Origin of the sequence: Maricaulis maris MCS10 (assembly GCF_000014745.1) — a bacterium.
Taxonomy (GTDB): Bacteria; Pseudomonadota; Alphaproteobacteria; order Caulobacterales; family Maricaulaceae; genus Maricaulis; species Maricaulis maris_A.
In genome coordinates, this window is sequence record NC_008347.1 from 1,922,972 (window position 1) to 1,937,950 (window position 14,979).

The 14,979-nt window shown below is 62.6% G+C and carries 20 protein-coding genes; 3 read left to right on the top strand and 17 right to left on the bottom strand.

Features of this window, described 5'->3' with window-relative positions; translation table 11 throughout:
* Window positions 1-50: 50 nt before the first annotated feature.
* Both MMAR10_RS09115 and MMAR10_RS09120 read right to left on the bottom strand, forming a co-directional pair.
* Window positions 51-818: an ATP12 family chaperone protein gene (locus MMAR10_RS09115; RefSeq protein WP_011643697.1), complete on the bottom strand. Its 768-nt coding sequence runs from the start codon at window positions 816-818 to the stop codon at window positions 51-53.
* Window positions 815-1,525: an HAD-IA family hydrolase gene (locus MMAR10_RS09120; RefSeq protein WP_041637480.1), complete on the bottom strand. Its 711-nt coding sequence runs from the start codon at window positions 1,523-1,525 to the stop codon at window positions 815-817. The genes MMAR10_RS09115 and MMAR10_RS09120 overlap by 4 nt, the downstream gene beginning before the upstream one ends.
* A gap of 111 nt (window positions 1,526-1,636) precedes the next feature.
* Between MMAR10_RS09120 and MMAR10_RS09125 the strand changes: the two genes are divergently transcribed.
* Window positions 1,637-1,966 carry a DUF1244 domain-containing protein gene (locus MMAR10_RS09125; RefSeq protein ID WP_011643699.1) on the top strand — a complete coding sequence of 110 codons (330 nt, stop codon included), beginning with the start codon at window positions 1,637-1,639 and terminating at the stop codon, window positions 1,964-1,966.
* A gap of 2 nt (window positions 1,967-1,968) precedes the next feature.
* On the opposite strand, the gene MMAR10_RS09130 is transcribed toward MMAR10_RS09125, so the two are convergent.
* From MMAR10_RS09130 to crcB, 3 genes are all read right to left on the bottom strand, one after another.
* Entirely contained in the window at window positions 1,969-2,709 is a 741-nt protein-coding gene (locus MMAR10_RS09130; RefSeq protein WP_011643700.1) for a hypothetical protein, read from the bottom strand.
* A 106-nt stretch (window positions 2,710-2,815) separates the two neighbouring features.
* On the bottom strand, window positions 2,816-3,808 hold the full coding sequence (locus MMAR10_RS09135) for an RluA family pseudouridine synthase (RefSeq protein WP_011643701.1): 993 nt from the start codon (window positions 3,806-3,808) through the stop codon (window positions 2,816-2,818).
* Window positions 3,805-4,188 (bottom strand): fluoride efflux transporter CrcB, encoded by a 384-nt coding sequence (crcB, locus tag MMAR10_RS09140; protein WP_041637482.1) that lies wholly within the window; start codon window positions 4,186-4,188, stop codon window positions 3,805-3,807. Before crcB ends, MMAR10_RS09135 begins: the two co-directional genes overlap by 4 nt.
* A gap of 528 nt (window positions 4,189-4,716) precedes the next feature.
* Between crcB and MMAR10_RS16200 the strand changes: the two genes are divergently transcribed.
* Window positions 4,717-5,439, top strand: a complete 723-nt coding sequence (locus MMAR10_RS16200) for a DUF6624 domain-containing protein (RefSeq protein ID WP_011643703.1) — start codon at window positions 4,717-4,719, stop codon at window positions 5,437-5,439.
* 3 nt (window positions 5,440-5,442) lie between these two features.
* Here the strand turns inward: MMAR10_RS16200 and MMAR10_RS09150 are convergent, their stop codons facing one another.
* Together MMAR10_RS09150 and MMAR10_RS09155 are read right to left on the bottom strand one after the other, a co-directional pair.
* Complete coding sequence (locus MMAR10_RS09150; RefSeq protein WP_011643704.1) at window positions 5,443-5,817, bottom strand: hypothetical protein; 375 nt, start codon at window positions 5,815-5,817, stop codon at window positions 5,443-5,445.
* A 67-nt stretch (window positions 5,818-5,884) separates the two neighbouring features.
* Window positions 5,885-7,192 carry a replication-associated recombination protein A gene (locus MMAR10_RS09155; RefSeq protein WP_011643705.1) on the bottom strand — a complete coding sequence of 436 codons (1,308 nt, stop codon included), beginning with the start codon at window positions 7,190-7,192 and terminating at the stop codon, window positions 5,885-5,887.
* 82 nt (window positions 7,193-7,274) lie between these two features.
* Here MMAR10_RS09155 and MMAR10_RS09160 point away from each other — a divergent pair, with 82 nt between their 5' ends.
* Window positions 7,275-7,730 carry a VOC family protein gene (locus MMAR10_RS09160; RefSeq protein ID WP_011643706.1) on the top strand — a complete coding sequence of 152 codons (456 nt, stop codon included), beginning with the start codon at window positions 7,275-7,277 and terminating at the stop codon, window positions 7,728-7,730.
* A gap of 13 nt (window positions 7,731-7,743) precedes the next feature.
* On the opposite strand, the gene MMAR10_RS09165 is transcribed toward MMAR10_RS09160, so the two are convergent.
* The 10 genes from MMAR10_RS09165 to rpsE all read right to left on the bottom strand — a co-directional run bounded on the left by MMAR10_RS09165 (window position 7,744) and on the right by rpsE (window position 14,973).
* A complete protein-coding gene (locus MMAR10_RS09165) occupies window positions 7,744-9,147 on the bottom strand; it encodes a Do family serine endopeptidase (protein WP_041637487.1) in 1,404 nt (467 codons plus the stop codon).
* 89 nt (window positions 9,148-9,236) lie between these two features.
* Window positions 9,237-9,659 carry a 50S ribosomal protein L17 gene (gene rplQ / locus MMAR10_RS09170; protein ID WP_011643708.1) on the bottom strand — a complete coding sequence of 141 codons (423 nt, stop codon included), beginning with the start codon at window positions 9,657-9,659 and terminating at the stop codon, window positions 9,237-9,239.
* 45 nt (window positions 9,660-9,704) lie between these two features.
* On the bottom strand, window positions 9,705-10,724 hold the full coding sequence (locus tag MMAR10_RS09175; protein WP_011643709.1) for a DNA-directed RNA polymerase subunit alpha: 1,020 nt from the start codon (window positions 10,722-10,724) through the stop codon (window positions 9,705-9,707).
* Between the two features lie 74 nt (window positions 10,725-10,798).
* The gene (rpsK, locus tag MMAR10_RS09180) at window positions 10,799-11,188 is read right to left on the bottom strand and encodes a 30S ribosomal protein S11 (RefSeq protein WP_011643710.1); all 390 of its coding nucleotides are present in this window, start codon (window positions 11,186-11,188) and stop codon (window positions 10,799-10,801) included.
* Window positions 11,189-11,199: 11 nt separating this feature from the next.
* On the bottom strand, window positions 11,200-11,568 hold the full coding sequence (gene rpsM / locus MMAR10_RS09185) for a 30S ribosomal protein S13 (RefSeq protein ID WP_011643711.1): 369 nt from the start codon (window positions 11,566-11,568) through the stop codon (window positions 11,200-11,202).
* Between the two features lie 144 nt (window positions 11,569-11,712).
* The gene (locus MMAR10_RS09190) at window positions 11,713-12,279 is read right to left on the bottom strand and encodes an adenylate kinase (protein ID WP_011643712.1); all 567 of its coding nucleotides are present in this window, start codon (window positions 12,277-12,279) and stop codon (window positions 11,713-11,715) included.
* The gene (gene secY, locus MMAR10_RS09195) at window positions 12,276-13,616 is read right to left on the bottom strand and encodes a preprotein translocase subunit SecY (RefSeq protein ID WP_011643713.1); all 1,341 of its coding nucleotides are present in this window, start codon (window positions 13,614-13,616) and stop codon (window positions 12,276-12,278) included. Before secY ends, MMAR10_RS09190 begins: the two co-directional genes overlap by 4 nt.
* Before the next feature lie 33 nt (window positions 13,617-13,649).
* Complete coding sequence (gene rplO / locus MMAR10_RS09200) at window positions 13,650-14,129, bottom strand: 50S ribosomal protein L15 (protein WP_011643714.1); 480 nt, start codon at window positions 14,127-14,129, stop codon at window positions 13,650-13,652.
* 40 nt (window positions 14,130-14,169) lie between these two features.
* The gene (gene rpmD, locus MMAR10_RS09205; protein ID WP_011643715.1) at window positions 14,170-14,355 is read right to left on the bottom strand and encodes a 50S ribosomal protein L30; all 186 of its coding nucleotides are present in this window, start codon (window positions 14,353-14,355) and stop codon (window positions 14,170-14,172) included.
* Between the two features lie 12 nt (window positions 14,356-14,367).
* Window positions 14,368-14,973: a 30S ribosomal protein S5 gene (gene rpsE, locus MMAR10_RS09210; protein WP_011643716.1), complete on the bottom strand. Its 606-nt coding sequence runs from the start codon at window positions 14,971-14,973 to the stop codon at window positions 14,368-14,370.
* Window positions 14,974-14,979 lie beyond the last annotated feature (6 nt).

A 14,979-nucleotide genomic window follows, 5' to 3' on the forward strand; every position in this document is an offset into this window, starting at 1 on the left:
CAGTCTCCGAAAGAGTATCGCGTCGCAGGTTACCCGCATGGCGCCCGGCATCAAGCCGCCGGCGCCGCGTCCAATGCACGCAGGACTTCGCCCATGGTCACCAGTTCGGTGCGCAGTCGCGCGAGACGGTCCGCCGCCTCATGATCCTCGCCCCACTGGCTGATCTGGAAATGCTCGTCCAGGGTCGACAACGCAAACGCCTGTTCGCCATCGATCTCCCCGTCCAGCAGCTGCAGCGCCAACAGCGCCGAACCACAGACCGCAGTGACATGGGCGAGTGTCGTCAGACGCCAGTCATCCAGCTCTCCGGCGCGCTGCATGACACGTTGCAGGGCGACCGGGTCCTGATGGATCGGCATCAGTCCCGTGGCGGCCACGAAATGGGCGCCAAGGCTGTCCTCCGCCCAGGCCAGGACCGGATCCCAGGCCGCCGCCTGCGAAGCGGTCAACTCCGGCGGTTCCGGCGCCCGGAAGCAGACCAGGTCGGTTGAGGCATATTTGGTCACTTCGGCCACCGTCGCTGACCGGGCATCCGGGATCAGGTCGAGGGCCACAAAGCACAGGCGGGTGGCCGGCATGGTCGGCGCATTGATGCGCTCGCCCTGCGCCTCCCACTCCGACGCGACCAGCTCGGCCAGAGCCCGCGTCGGCAGGGCCAGGGTCCGCTTGGCAGGAGACTTCACGGGTCGACCATCGAGATGGACGGCAAAGCTCTCATCCAGTGCGACGACATCAACGGCCTTGTAAAAACGCTTGGGCAGTGAGCTTTCATGACTGGGGATCTTGACCCCGGGCTTGGTCTGATAGGGCTCGCTCATGCTTTTTCTCCCGGCGTCGCAGCTGTGCCGACGGACTCGGCGAAACTGTCCAGCGCCCGATCAAGGGCGTCAAAATCATCATGGATGCTGTGCGCGCCGGCGTCGGCGATCTCGTCGGCGGTGTGAAAACCCCAGCTGACACCCAGCGTATGGACGCCGGCATTGCGGCCCATCGCCATGTCGAAGCCGGTATCGCCGATCATCACCGCATGGGCCGCTTCGGTTCCGGTCTCGCGCAAAGCGTCCAGCACCATGCGGGGGTTCGGTTTGCCGGCTCCGCCATCGACAGTCTGCAGCGTGTCGAAATAGCGGTGCAGATCGTGATGCTCGAAAACGATGTCCAGACCGCGGCGGGCCTTGCCGGTTGCCACGCCCATCAGCCAGCCCTGTTCGACCAGACGCTCCAGCGTGTCGCGGACTCCCTCATAGAGCGGCTCTTCGAAGCCGGCTTCGGCACGCTGCTCGACGAAAGCTTCCTTGTAGAAACCGGCCAGTTGCACGGCGCGCTCGGGCCCGAAATCCGGCGGCGCGAGGCGGGTCACGGCTTCAGTCAGCTCCAGACCCACGATCGTTCGCGTACGATCATAGTCGATCCCGCCCAGCCCGGCGCGGCGGAAGGCACGGTCCATGGCCTTCTGGATCACCTGGCGACTGTCGACGATGGTGCCGTCTACATCCCAGATGGCAAGTTTGAGGGGGGTGCTCACGCCACAAGGCTCCGTCTGCTTGGCCGCGACATAGGCGGCTGCGTTGCGCTTGGCAAGCACGCCCCGCCTCATGCTACCCATGCCGGACAAGAAAGCCGGAGCGCCAACGCCATGACCCTGCCTGAAAACATCACCGAAACCGAGCGCACGGCGCTGGACGCCGCCGCCTTCCGCCGCCTGGTCGCGCATCTGGATGCCCACAAGGAAGTTCAGAACATCGACCTCATGCTGCTGGCCGATTTCTGCCGCAACTGCCTGGGTGACTGGTGGCGCGAAGCCGCTGCCGAGCGCGGGATCGAGGTGACAAGGGACCAGGCTCGCGAGCGCGTTTACGGCATGCCGCCGGCCGAGTGGAAAGCGCAATACCAAGGCGAAGCAAGCGCCGAGAAAATCGAGGCCTTCAAGGTCAAGCAGGCGGCGAAGGCCGCAAGCGCAGGCTGAGGCTAACCGGCCCCGTCCTGGTCCGGCAGGGCCAGATACTGGACTGGTTGACCAACGACATCGAGGCGCACCAAGCGACCACTGTCGACAGCGACGAAAAGATCATTGCCCGGCGTGGTGCCGCGCAGCTCGATACGAACGGCGTCGAACAGGCCTGCCGGGGTCTCGACGCTCTCCGGCTCGAAGGCCGTCAGCGTCACCGTTTCGAAGCTGTCTCGCATCGGTATCCACCAGTCGAAACTGATACTGTCACCGGGTTCCAGGTCGAGCACGGGCACCAGCATGAATACAGCGCCGCGCACCACCGCGCCCTCGCGGACCGGATGATCAATTGGTTGGCTCTGGGTCGGTTCGGCCGGACCATGCAGATTGCGTGATCCGGAAACCTGCCCGTCTTCGAAAACAGCATCGACCAGATAATAGCGGGTGCCGCTGTGATAACGCAGATCGACCCGGCGAGGCGTCAGGTCGGCCGGATCCAGCAGGGCCGAGAAGCTCTCATAATCGCTGCGTGAGACGATCATCGAGCGATCCCACAGATGCACGCCTTCCTCGTCGGTATACCAGCCATACCGCATGAAACCGTCGCGTTCACCGTCGACGAAGAGGCCGAGATTGAAACCGCCCCCGACCAGCTCGGCGCGGTTGGCACGCTCGCCGATTGACTGCGCCTGCGTTGCTGAAAAACCCGTCAGGCCGAGGGCCAGACCCGCGACCAGAATTCTGTTGAAATGTGCCATCATATGATGTCCCCCGTTTATCGCAGGACATCACCGGATGTCGGGTCTGTCGACAGACCTTCGCCCGGTTTGACGTAGTTGTGAGAGGGCGTGAACGTGCCGGATCGACCTAGGCCAGATCCTCCTCGATATCCGTCTCGCTGATCTCTTTCACCGAGAAACCCAGCGTGTCGTAGATCTTCTTCAAGGCCGGCGGCAGGTCGGCGGTCAGTACCAGCGGCTTGCCGCCCGGACGCGGGATTTCGAGGCGGCGGGCGTGCAGGCACAGGCGGCGGCCCAGATCTTCCGGCGCCGGGCGGTGGCAGGTATATTTCTTGTCGCCCAGGATCGCCGTCCCCATGGCCGCCAGATGAACGCGCAGCTGATGGGTCCGCCCGGTCACCGGACGTAGCGCCACCCAGGAGGCTTTCTGCCCCGCTTCACCGATCACCACATAGCGGGTCAGCGCATGCTGGGCACCCTCATCGCCATGCCCGGCAGCGACCATGGTCTCGCGTTCGCTATCAACTCCCGACGCCGCGGCCTTGCGCATGAAGCCCTTGATCTCGCCCATTTTGGGCTTGGGTACGCCGATGGCGATCGCCCAATAGGTCTTGCGGGTCTTGTGCGACTGGAAGGCCTTGGCCAGTCGCGCTGTCGCCTTGGGTCCCTTGCCGACAATCAGGATGCCGGAGGTGTCCTTGTCGAGGCGATGGACGAGGCGGGGACGGTCGAGCCCCTCACCGAAGGCGTCCAGCATGCCGTCGAGATGCCGGGTCGTCTTCGACCCGCCCTGGACGGCCAGGCCGGCGGGTTTGTTGAAGGCGATCAGCTCGTCATCCTGATAGATGACCAGCGACTTCACATAGGCAATATCCTCATCCGACATCCGGTTGACCGGCGGCCGTTCACCGGGTTCGGGCAGCGGCGGGATGCGGATTTCCTGGCCCTCATGGACCCGGCTGTCGCCCTTCACGCGCCCGCCATCAACCCGGATCTGGCCCTTGCGGCACAGCTTCTGGACCATGATCGCCGAGACATGCGGAAAGCGGCGCTTGAACCAGCGATCAACGCGCGAACCGTCTTCGGTCGCCTCTACCTTGATGGTCTGGACACCGCTCATGAGTAAGCCTTTCGCATGAGCCAGAGGCCCACAAATACAGCCGCCAGGGCCACAACGACCGAGCTGGCCGCATAGGTGAAGGCCGGCAGGAAGGCCTTGCGCTCGACCATGTTGGCGATTTCGAGAGAGAAGGCCGAGAAGGTCGTGAATCCACCGAGGAAGCCAACGGCGCCGAACAAGCGGACATATTGCTGGTCAGCGCGACCGGTGGCCGCCAACCAGCCGATCAAAAGGCCCATCAGCAGGCCGCCCGCGACGTTGACGGCAAATGTGCCCCAGACCTGTTCCGGTCCGAACCAACGAAACGTCAGGCGACCGACCTGGTAGCGGGACACCGCGCCCAAGGCACCACCGGCGCCAACAAGAAGATAATTGATCATGGCGGCTCGATAGGGTCCCGCGACCGAATTGGCAAGCACTCCCGCATCCGGGCTCGCCACATTAACGGTACACTAACCAATCCTTAATTTCATTTCATATTGAATTAGCTATGCATTTTCGCAATGGTGGTTTGGTGAAATGACGATTGTGTGACGCCGCTAAGTCCTTATTTACCAACGTGCGAACCGGGAAGGCCCGGCTCGCCAAGACCGCAAGGACAAGACCAATGATGAACCGTGTTTCGACCTCCCTCTCGACGCTCGTGAACGTACTTTTCGTGGCCGGTGTGTTTGGTGCCATGACGATCGCCCTCGGCGGCGCATTCGCCTAGGTTGAGCTGCCCCCAAGGGCTCAACCAGGCGACCAACGATCCGGACCGGCGACCGGCCTCACAGTCCCCCGTCCCGATCGATCCCGACCCCAAGCGAAAGCGGCAGTCTCCCCAAGGACTGCCGCTTTTGTTTGAACGCATACCTTGGATACGCCACACAGCGCGTTAGACTGCCTGCAACCTCAGGAGTCGCGTCATGTCCGTATTCATTCTGGCCGCCATGCTTGTCCTGCAGGATGCAGAGGCCCCGCCCGCCACTGCGGACACTGACATCCCACTAGTCGAAGAGGCTGTGGCCGACGTCACACCGGCACCTTTGGCAACCGACGCCGCGACCCTGATCACAGAGTTCGACACCGCCTACGCACAGTGGGGCGACCTCATTGCCGAAATGGCCGCCCGAAAGGCGCGCGACCGCTATATCCGCGACTTGCTGCTGTCGCGCATTTCACGGGCCGATCTTGACCCCGGCGCCCGTACAGAGATCATCGAGGCCACTGGCGATACCTTCAACGCGGTTGACGAGGGCAATACCGCGTGGGCGATCAGCCTGCTCGATGAGTTCGATTTTGCTGCCCTGGTCAGCGAACAGCCCACACTCGCCGCTGACATTGCCGCGCTGATCCAGCATGGCGACATCTCAGCCCAGCGCCGCTTGCTCGACCTTGTAGAACCCTTCGCGCTTGCCGGAGGCTTCAACGGCGGGCGCTACGCCCTGCTCTATGACCGCGTGGCCGTGGCTGAGGACCGGCCACAGCGCTACGGCTCGCAATTTCGCTGCGAGAATGGCGAACAGGTCTACCCGCCGATCGAGGACCCGGACATGGTCGATGAGAGGCGGGCGACACTGGGTCTCGAACCGCTCGCGGTCTACCAGGCACGGACCAACCAGTTTTACGGATCCAGCTGCAGCGAGTGAGTGTCAGTCCTTGGCGCGCAGGCTCAACAGCAGCATCAGGGCGACCGACACGATTGCCATGATGGCACTGATACCCAGCAAGGGTCCCACCGTCGCCTCGTCGGCCAGTGCGCCGAACATCAGATAGAGCGACGGGATCATTATCAGAACGGCGATGTGATGCAGCCCGACCTGGATCCAGGCCAGAAATCCGCCGCCCAGCCCGAACACGCGATAGAGCACGGCCCAGAGCACCGACAACACCCCGCCCAGCAACATCATGTGCGCATGTGTCGGCAATTGCCCGTGATCGCCCGATCGCCCCATGTGTTCGCCCAGCAACATGCCGGCGATCAGCCAGATGAGACCCAGTGTCAGGTGAATGCGTTCCGGTTTCATGAAAACTCCCCCCAGAGTGGTTGAGGGACCAGAATTCGGCAAAGGCGCGAATTTGGCAAGAGAAGCGTTATGAGCGTCGGTCGTCCCGCACCTTGCGCCAGCGTGCCAGTCGCTCGCCGATCGCCGCCTCGCGGCCATTGCCCGTCGGCTCGTAGAAGACCGGGCGGTCGGGCATCTCGTCGGGGAAATAGTCCTGCCCGGAGACGCCGCCGACGGCGTCATGATCGTATTCATAGCCCTTGCCATAGCCCTGATCCTTCATCAGGGCCGTCGGCGCGTTGAGGATGTGCGCGGGCGGCATCAGGGAGCCGGTTGCTTTCGCGGCTCTCTGGGCCCGCTTGAAGGCGACGTAAACGGCATTGGACTTGGCAGCGGTGGCCAGGTGGACAACGGCGTGGGCCAGTGCCAGCTCACCTTCGGGTGAGCCCAGGCGTTCATAGGTGCGCGCGGCTTCATTGGCGATCATCAGACCGGTCGGGTCGGCGAGGCCGATATCTTCCGACGCCATCCGGACCAGCCGTCGTGCCAGAAAGAGCGGATCCTCTCCGCCTTCCAGCATGCGGGCAAACCAGTATAGCGCCGCATCGGGGTCGGATCCCCGGATCGACTTGTGCAGCGCCGAGATGAGATTGTAGTGCTCGTCGCGATCCTTGTCGTAGGCGGTGGCGCGCTTGTTGAGCAGCGTGGCGAGGTCATCGGCGCTCACCTTGAAATCCTGATCGAAGGTAAAAACCTCCTCGACCAGGTTGAGCATGTAGCGGCCGTCACCATCGGCCATCGAGCGCAGGGCGATGCGAGCGGCGGCATCAAGTGGCAGGGGCCTGCCCATCTCGGCCTCGGCGCGCTGCATGAGCAGGTCGAGCCCGTCATCATCGAGTCGCTTGAGCACCAGGACCTGACAGCGCGACAGCAAGGCGGCATTGAGCTCGAAGGACGGATTTTCGGTGGTGGCACCGACCAGGGTCACCGTCCCCTCCTCCACCACCGGCAGGAATCCATCCTGCTGGGCCCGGTTGAAGCGATGGATTTCGTCGACGAAGAGCAGCGTGCCGCGGCCTTGCTGGCGCCGCGCGCGGGCCCGTTCGAAGGCCTTCTTGAGGTCGGCCACACCGGAAAAGACCGCAGAGAGCGGTTCAAACTCCAGATCGCTGTCCTCGGCGAGAAGGCGGGCAATCGTGGTCTTCCCGACACCCGGCGGTCCCCACAGGATCAGCGAGGCGAGCCGTCCCTGCGACCGCATCCGGGCGATCGGGCCCTTGCCGGCCAGCAGATGATCCTGACCGACGACCTCGTCCAGCGTTTGCGGGCGCAAACGGTCGGCCAGCGGTCGCGGGGCTTCGGCATCAAGGCCGGCGGCTTCAAACAGGCTTGTCATCACGGTCAAGCCTAGGCGTGTTCGCGGTTTCGTAGAAGGCAGGTCATGTTAGACTAGCAGCTCGCAGTCACGGGGGAGTGAGATGAGTGATACATCCGGCAGTTCAGCCCCGGCCGAGGACGCCCACGCGCCGCCGACCTCCGGTGTCGCGCCCTATCTCAGTGTTCGCGACGGTGCCGCCGCTATCGATTTCTATGTCCGCGCCTTCGATGCCGAACTGCTCGAGCGCTATGATTTCGAGGACAAGCTGGGCCACGCCACACTGCGCATCAATGAAGGCATTGTGATGCTGGCGGACGAGTTTCCCCAGCATGAGGCGATGATCGGCAATGTCGCGCCGGCCAGCCTCGGCAACCGCACCACATTCACCCTCAATCTCTATGTTACCGATGCCGACGCCTGGTTCGACAAGGCGGTAAAGGCTGGATCCGACGTGGTCCGCCCCTGCACTGACGAGTTCTTCGGCCGCCACGGCAAGGTTCGCGACCCGTTCGGGCATGTGTGGAGCTTCGTCGCGCTGAAACCCCACACCGTTTGATGCCTGGCCCGCCCTAGTAGAGGCGGACCGAGGTATCGAAGCGCTGGCCGCGACGCTCGACGATCAGCGGCCAGACCTGGGCGCCATCATGGGCAGCAAGCACGTCAGCAAGATCATCGAGCGAGTAGATCGGCTCGCCCATCAGTTCGACCAGCTGGTCGCCGGGCCTGAAGCCAAAACGCGCGGCGACAGACCGCCGCCCGACCGCGCTGATGATCACGCCGCCGCGGAACGGGTCAAGGCCGACGCGTTCATTGAAGGCCGGTGAAAGCGTGACAAGGGCGGCACCGACCAGCGGATTTCGGCCATCGACGGCAAACGGATCCGGTTCGGAGAGGCCGGGGGCCGGCTGTACGGCCACATCCAGCGACAACTCCTCCCCGTCCCGGAGGACCGTGAAGCGGGCATCATCTCCCGCAGCGCGGGTAGCCAGACGGAAGCGGGCGCCCGCTTCATTGTTGATGGCCTGACCGTCGATCGCCAGCACGATATCACCTTGCATCAGACCAGCATCGTCAGCCGCTGCGAGCGGATAGACCTCATTGACCAGCGCACCGCGCGGACGGTCCAGACCGAATGCATCGGCAATGTCACTGTCGACCGGCTGCAGACGGGCACCCAGCCAGGGCCGGATCAGTTCGCCCTCGCTCATCGCCGTATCGACGACCCGGGCGACCATCTCCACCGGGATGGCGAAACCGATCCCGTTCGATCCTCCCGAGCGCGAGAAAATCATGGTGTTCACACCGACCAGCTCTCCGTCCATATCGACCAGCGCGCCGCCGGAATTGCCCGGATTGATGGCCGCGTCGGTCTGGATGAAGGAGGCAAAATCAGTCTGGCCGACATCGGTGCGAGCCAGCGCCGACACAATGCCGGAGGTCACGGTCTGGCCGACACCGAAGGGGTTGCCGATCGCCAGGACAAGATCACCGACCTCGACATCGCCGCTCATGTCAAAGGCCAGGACCGGCAGGGGTTCATCGGTCTCAACCCGCAGGACTGCCAGATCGGTGGCCTCGTCGGTCAGCAGGATCTCGGCAGAGAACTCGCGGCGGTCGGCCAGGACCACCCGCAACTCGGTGGCGCCGGCGACCACATGGTTATTGGTCACGATGACGCCGGACGGGTCCACGATGACCCCGGACCCGAGCGAGTTCTGTTCCTGTGGCTGACTGCGGAACATGCGCGAGAAGATCGGGTCATTGGCGAAGGGGCTGCGGTTCTGGACCACGCGCCGTGTGTAGACATTCACCACGGCCGGTGTCGCTTCACGCACGATCGGCGCGAAGGACATCTGCATCTCCATCCGGCTCTCCGGAACGACCCGGTCATCGGCGGAACCGGCGAGGTCGATCTCCTGGGCGAACGCAGGCGCGCTCGCGAGGAGGACAGCGATAAAAGCGTATCTGATCATGGCACCCATATAGGCTGGATTGCGGGCACGAAAAAGGCGGCCCTGCTGAAGCAAAGCCGCCTTTTCCTGAACTTGTGCTGACTGGAAGCTTACTCCTCAGTCATGCCGCCTTCTTCTTCGAGGCGGGCACGGTCGGCCGCGCCCTTGGCAGACGGGTCGCGATCGACAAGCTCGATGACAGCCATCGGCGCATTGTCGCCGTGACGGAAGCCGGCCTTGAGAACGCGGGTGTAACCACCATCGCGCTCGGAATAACGGCCGCCGAGCGTGTCGAACAGCTTCTTGACCTGGTCCTCATTGCGGACCTTGGACATCGCCTGACGGCGCCCATGGACGTCGCCGCGCTTGGCGAGCGTGATGAGCTTGTCGACGAACGGCCCCAATTCCTTGGCTTTCGGCAAGGTGGTGACGATTTGTTCGTGCTCGATCAGCGAGGCAGCCATATTGGCCAGCATCGCCTTGCGGTGCGAGTGGGTGCGGTTAAGCTTGCGGTGTGCGATGCCGTGACGCATGGCTTTATCTCCTCAGGTCCGGTTCAGGCGCCTCTCGGCGGCTGCCTAGACGTGATCCTCAAAACGTTTGGCGAGATCTTCGATGTTCTCCGGCGGCCAGTTCGGCGCTTCCATGCCAAGATGCAGACCCATCTGGGCGAGAACTTCCTTGATCTCATTAAGCGACTTGCGTCCGAAATTCGGGGTGCGGAGCATTTCCGCCTCGGATTTCTGGATCAGGTCGCCGATGTAGACGATGTTGTCGTTCTTCAGGCAGTTGGCCGAACGCACAGAGAGCTCCAGCTCATCAACCTTGCGCAGCAGCGCCGGGTTGAAGTCGAGCTCGGGCTTGTCGTCCTCGGCCGGACGCGCTTCGACAGCTTCTTCGAAGTTGATGAAGATCTGGAACTGGTCCTGAAGGATGCGCGCGGCAAAAGCCACGGAATCTTCCGGGGTGACGGTTCCGTCCGTTTCAACTTCAAGCGTCAGCTTGTCATAGTCCAGAACCTGGCCCTCACGGGTGTTCTCGACCTTGTAGGAGACGCGCTTGACCGGGCTGTAGAGTGCATCAACGCCGATCAGGCCGATCGGGGCATCTTCCGGGCGGTTGCGCTCGGACGGGACATAGCCCTTGCCGGTGTTGATGGTGAACTCCATGCGGATTTCCGCACCCTCGTCCAGCGTGCACAGCGCCAGGTCCTTGTTGACGATCTCGACGTCAGCCGTTTCCTCGATATCACCAGCGGTGACGATACCGGGGCCGGACTTCTTGAGAACGACGCGCTTGGGACCTTCGCCATGCATGCGCAGGGCGATCTGCTTGATGTTCAGCACAATGTCGGTGACGTCTTCACGAACGCCGTCGATCGACGAAAACTCGTGGACGACGCCGTCAATGTGGACATTCGTCACTGCTGCACCCTGAAGCGAGGACAGCAGGACACGACGCAGCGCATTGCCCAGCGTCATGCCGAAGCCACGCTCCAGCGGCTCGGCGACGATCTTGGCTTGGCGCGCGGGATCATGTCCCGGCTCGATTTCCGGCTTCATCGGGCGGATGAGTTCTTGCCAGTTCTTCTCGATCACGTTCTTACTGCCCCTTCATCAGCCGTACGGCTTGCACCGTCGGCGCGTTCAACAGGCGAAATGCGCGCAGCGTACTAGACGCGGCGGCGCTTCGGCGGACGACAACCGTTGTGCGGGATCGGTGTGACGTCCTGGATGGTGGTGATGGTGAAACCCACCGACTGCAACGCACGCAGCGCGCTCTCGCGCCCCGAACCCGGACCGGAGACCTTCACTTCGATGGTCTTCATGCCGTGTTCCATCGCCTTCTTGCCAGCATCTTCAGCCGCCATCTGGGCCGCATAAGGGGTCGACTTGCGCGACCCCTTGAAGCCCATGTGACCGGCAGACGACCAGGAAATTGCATTTCCCTGGGCGTCCGTGATGGTCACCATGGTGTTGTTGAAGCTAGCACTCACGTGAGCAACGCCCGACGTGATGTTCTTGCGTTCACGCCGCTTAACGCGGCCAGTATCTTTAGCCATCGGTCAGGGCCCTACTTTTTCTTGCCGGCAATCGGCTTGGCGGGACCTTTGCGCGTACGCGCATTGGTGTGAGTGCGCTGGCCACGGACAGGCAGGCCACGACGGTGGCGCAGGCCACGGTAGTTGCCCAGGTCCATGAGACGCTTGATGTTCACAGCCACCTCACGGCGCAGATCCCCCTCCACTTGATGATCACGATCGATCACCTCGCGGATTTGCAGGACTTCTGCATCCGTCAGTTCACTGACGCGGCGCTCGGGCAAAATGGAAACCTGCTCGCAGATCTCCTTCGCCTTGGCCGGGCCAATGCCGTGGATGTAGCGAAGCGCGATCTCTACGCGCTTATTCGTCGGAATATTGACGCCGGCAATACGGGCCACTTTCCATCTCCCAAATTCTGAACGCCATTCACGGACGACCCAACAGGCAACCTTTCGGTCGCCGCATCAGCTCGCCCGTTTCGCGAAGGGCGCTATCTACAGTCAGCGTTGCCACCCCGTCAATGGGGTTGCAACAGGTGCGTGTCACTTCTCTTCGAGTGCTGCAGCTATTCCGGCTGCAACCTCATCCATGGAACCCATGCCGTCGACCGCCTTCACCTTGCCTTGTTGGGCAAAGAAAGGGATCAGGGGCGCGGTCTGCCCATAGTAGACTTCCAGGCGCTTGCGAATGACGTCTTCTGTGTCATCCGGGCGACCTTCCTCCTCAGCGCGCTTTACCAGCCGCTGAACCAGTTCTTCGTCGTTCACCTTCAGCTCGATCACGGAATCAACCTGGGTTCCGCGATCCAGCAGAAGCTGATCGAGTGCCTGTGCCTGGGCCACGGTGCGCGGGAAACCGTCGAAGATGGCACCGCCGGCAGCCTTTGCTTCCGGCAGGCGTTCCTCGATCAGCTCGATCACGATCGCGTCGGAGACCAGATTTCCCCCGTCCATGATCGCGGCCACGCGCCGGCCCAGTTCTGTTCCCGCCGCACGGGCGTGACGCAACATGTCTCCAGTGGAGAGTTGCACCCATCCGCGCTCGGCTACGAGACGCTTGGACTGGGTGCCCTTGCCGCAGCCAGGCGGTCCGAACAGGACAATATTCATCGTTTGCGTCCCCGCAGCTTCGACTTCTTGATCAGGCCTTCATACTGGTGTGCCAGCAGATGGGACTGGATCTGGGAAACCGTGTCCATGGTCACCGAAACCACGATGAGCAGGGATGTACCGCCGAGAGCCGTATTCGGATTCATCATCATCGGCACCATACAGATCAGCACCAGGTAGAGGGCACCGATGAAGGTCAGGCGAGACATGACGAAGTCGATATATTCCGCGGTCCGCTTGCCCGGGCGGATGCCCGGCAGGAAACCGCCATACTTCCGCAGGTTCTCGGCCATGTCGTCCGGATTGGAGACGACCGAGGTGTAGAAGAAGCAGAAAAAGATGATCATTGCCGCATAGGCCATCATGAACCAGGGCGATCCCGGTCCGAGAATGGCGACCGCGCTTTGCAGCCAGCCCGGGCCCGACTGGGCCTGGAAACTCGCAGCAGTCGCCGGCAAGAGCAGCAAGGATGAGGCGAAAATCGGCGGGATCACACCGGCCGTGTTCAGCTTGAGCGGCAGGAAGGAGGTATCACCACCCACCATGCGATTGCCCTGCTGACGCTTGGGGTACTGGACGAGCAGACGACGCTGCGAGCGCTCGACAAACACCACCAGAAGCAATCCGACCAGGATCAGCACACCACCGACAACCAGAACGGTACCGTCACCGGTCGAGGAGGCTTGCGACAAGGCGCCACCGATGACGCCCGGAACCGCCGAAATAATGCCGGCGAAAATGATCAGCGAGACACCATTACCAACGCCGCGAGCGGTGATCTGCTCACCCAGCCACAACAACAGCATGGTGGCACCGACAAGGGTGATCACGGTCGAGGCAAGGAAGAAGGGTCCCGGATTGAGAGCCAGCGCCACGCCTTCACTGTTCGGCGTATTCATGCCGATGGCGATGGCGAAGGCCTGACCGGTTGCCAGGAGCACGGTCAGATAACGGGTATACTGGTTGATCTGCTGACGGCCCTGCTCGCCCCCTTCCTTCTTCAGCTTTTCAAGGCTGGGAATGGTGGCAGACATCAACTGCATGATGATCGAGGCCGAGATGTACGGCATCACGTTGAGCACGAAGATCGCCATGCGCTCGACAGCACCGCCGCCGAGCATGTTGAACATCGACAGGATACCCTGACCTTCTCCGCCAAGATTGCGGAAAAGCTCAGCATATTGAACCGGATTGATGCCCGGGATCGGCACGAAAGTACCGATCCGGTACACGATCAGGATCCCGATCGTGAACAGAATACGCTGATGCAGTTCCTTCGCTTTCGCGAAGGAACTGAAATTCATGTTCTGGGCAAGCTGTTCGGCAGCAGAAGCCATGAAGACGTCCTTACGAGGTCAGCAAAAAGTCGCTTATTCCGCGGCGTCGTCGGCCACGGCGGTGAGGGTCACCTTGCCACCAGCCTTCTCGACAGCGGCAATCGCGGCCTTGGAAGCACCGGCAAGGGTGATCTCTACTTTGGACTTCAGCTCGCCCTTCGCAAGGAGGCGGACGCCGTCCAGGGCGCGGCGGACCAGGCCCGCTGCGATCAGGACGTCGGCATCAATCGGCTTTTTCGCGTCGATCTTGCCTTCGGCAATGGCCTTCTCAAGACGGCCGAGATTCACTTCTGCCCAGGCCTTGCGGTTCGGCTTGTTGAAGCCCCGCTTCGGCAAACGCATGTGAAGCGGCATCTGCCCGCCTTCGAAACCCTTGATGGCCACACCCGAGCGGGATTTCTGGCCCTTGACGCCACGACCACCGGTCTTGCCCTTGCCGGAACCGATACCACGGCCGACGCGGGTGCGGATCTTGGTCGCACCGTCATTGTCACGCAATTCATTGAGACGCATGTCGTTCTCCATTCGATGGAGCGGTTTCCCTTGTCGGGACCTACTCCTCGACGATTTCCACCATATGGCTGACCTTGGCAATCATGCCCCGGACAGACGGTGTATCTTCAAGCTCGCGCTCGCGACCGATCTTGTTCAGACCGAGGCCGACGAGCGTGGCACGCTGATCTTTCGGGCGGCGGATGGCGCTACCCGTCTGGCGCACGCGGATGGTCTTTTTGGCCATTATATCCGGTCCTTACGCTTCGATCGCTTCCGGTGAGGACGCGCCGTCATCGCGGCGGTTCACCAGATCACCGACCTTGAGACCACGCTTGGCGGCAACCGAGCGCGGGCTCGACTGCAGTTTCAGCGCATCCATGGTGGCGCGGATCATGTTGTACGGGTTGGACGTGCCAACCGACTTTGCGACCACGTCCTGGATACCGAGGGTTTCCAGCACGGCGCGCATCGGACCGCCGGCGATGACGCCGGTACCCGGAGGCGCCGCCCGCAGGACGACCTTGCCGGCGCCGTGACGGCCTTTGCCATCATGGTGCAGGGTGCGGCCTTCGCGCAGCGGAACGCGGATCATGTTCTTCTTGGCTTCGTCGGTAGCCTTGCGGATGGCTTCCGGCACTTCGCGTGCCTTGCCCTGTCCGAAGCCGACGCGGCCCTTGGTGTCACCGACAACGACGAGGGCTGCGAACTGGAAGTTCCGGCCACCCTTCACCGTCTTGGCGACGCGGTTGATGTGGACGAGCTTGTCGACAAGTTCGTCATCGCGTTCCTGGTCGCGGTCCCGGCCACGGCCGCGGCCCCGGCCACGGTCACCGCCACCACGTTGCTCGTTCTGATGAGCCATACGTCC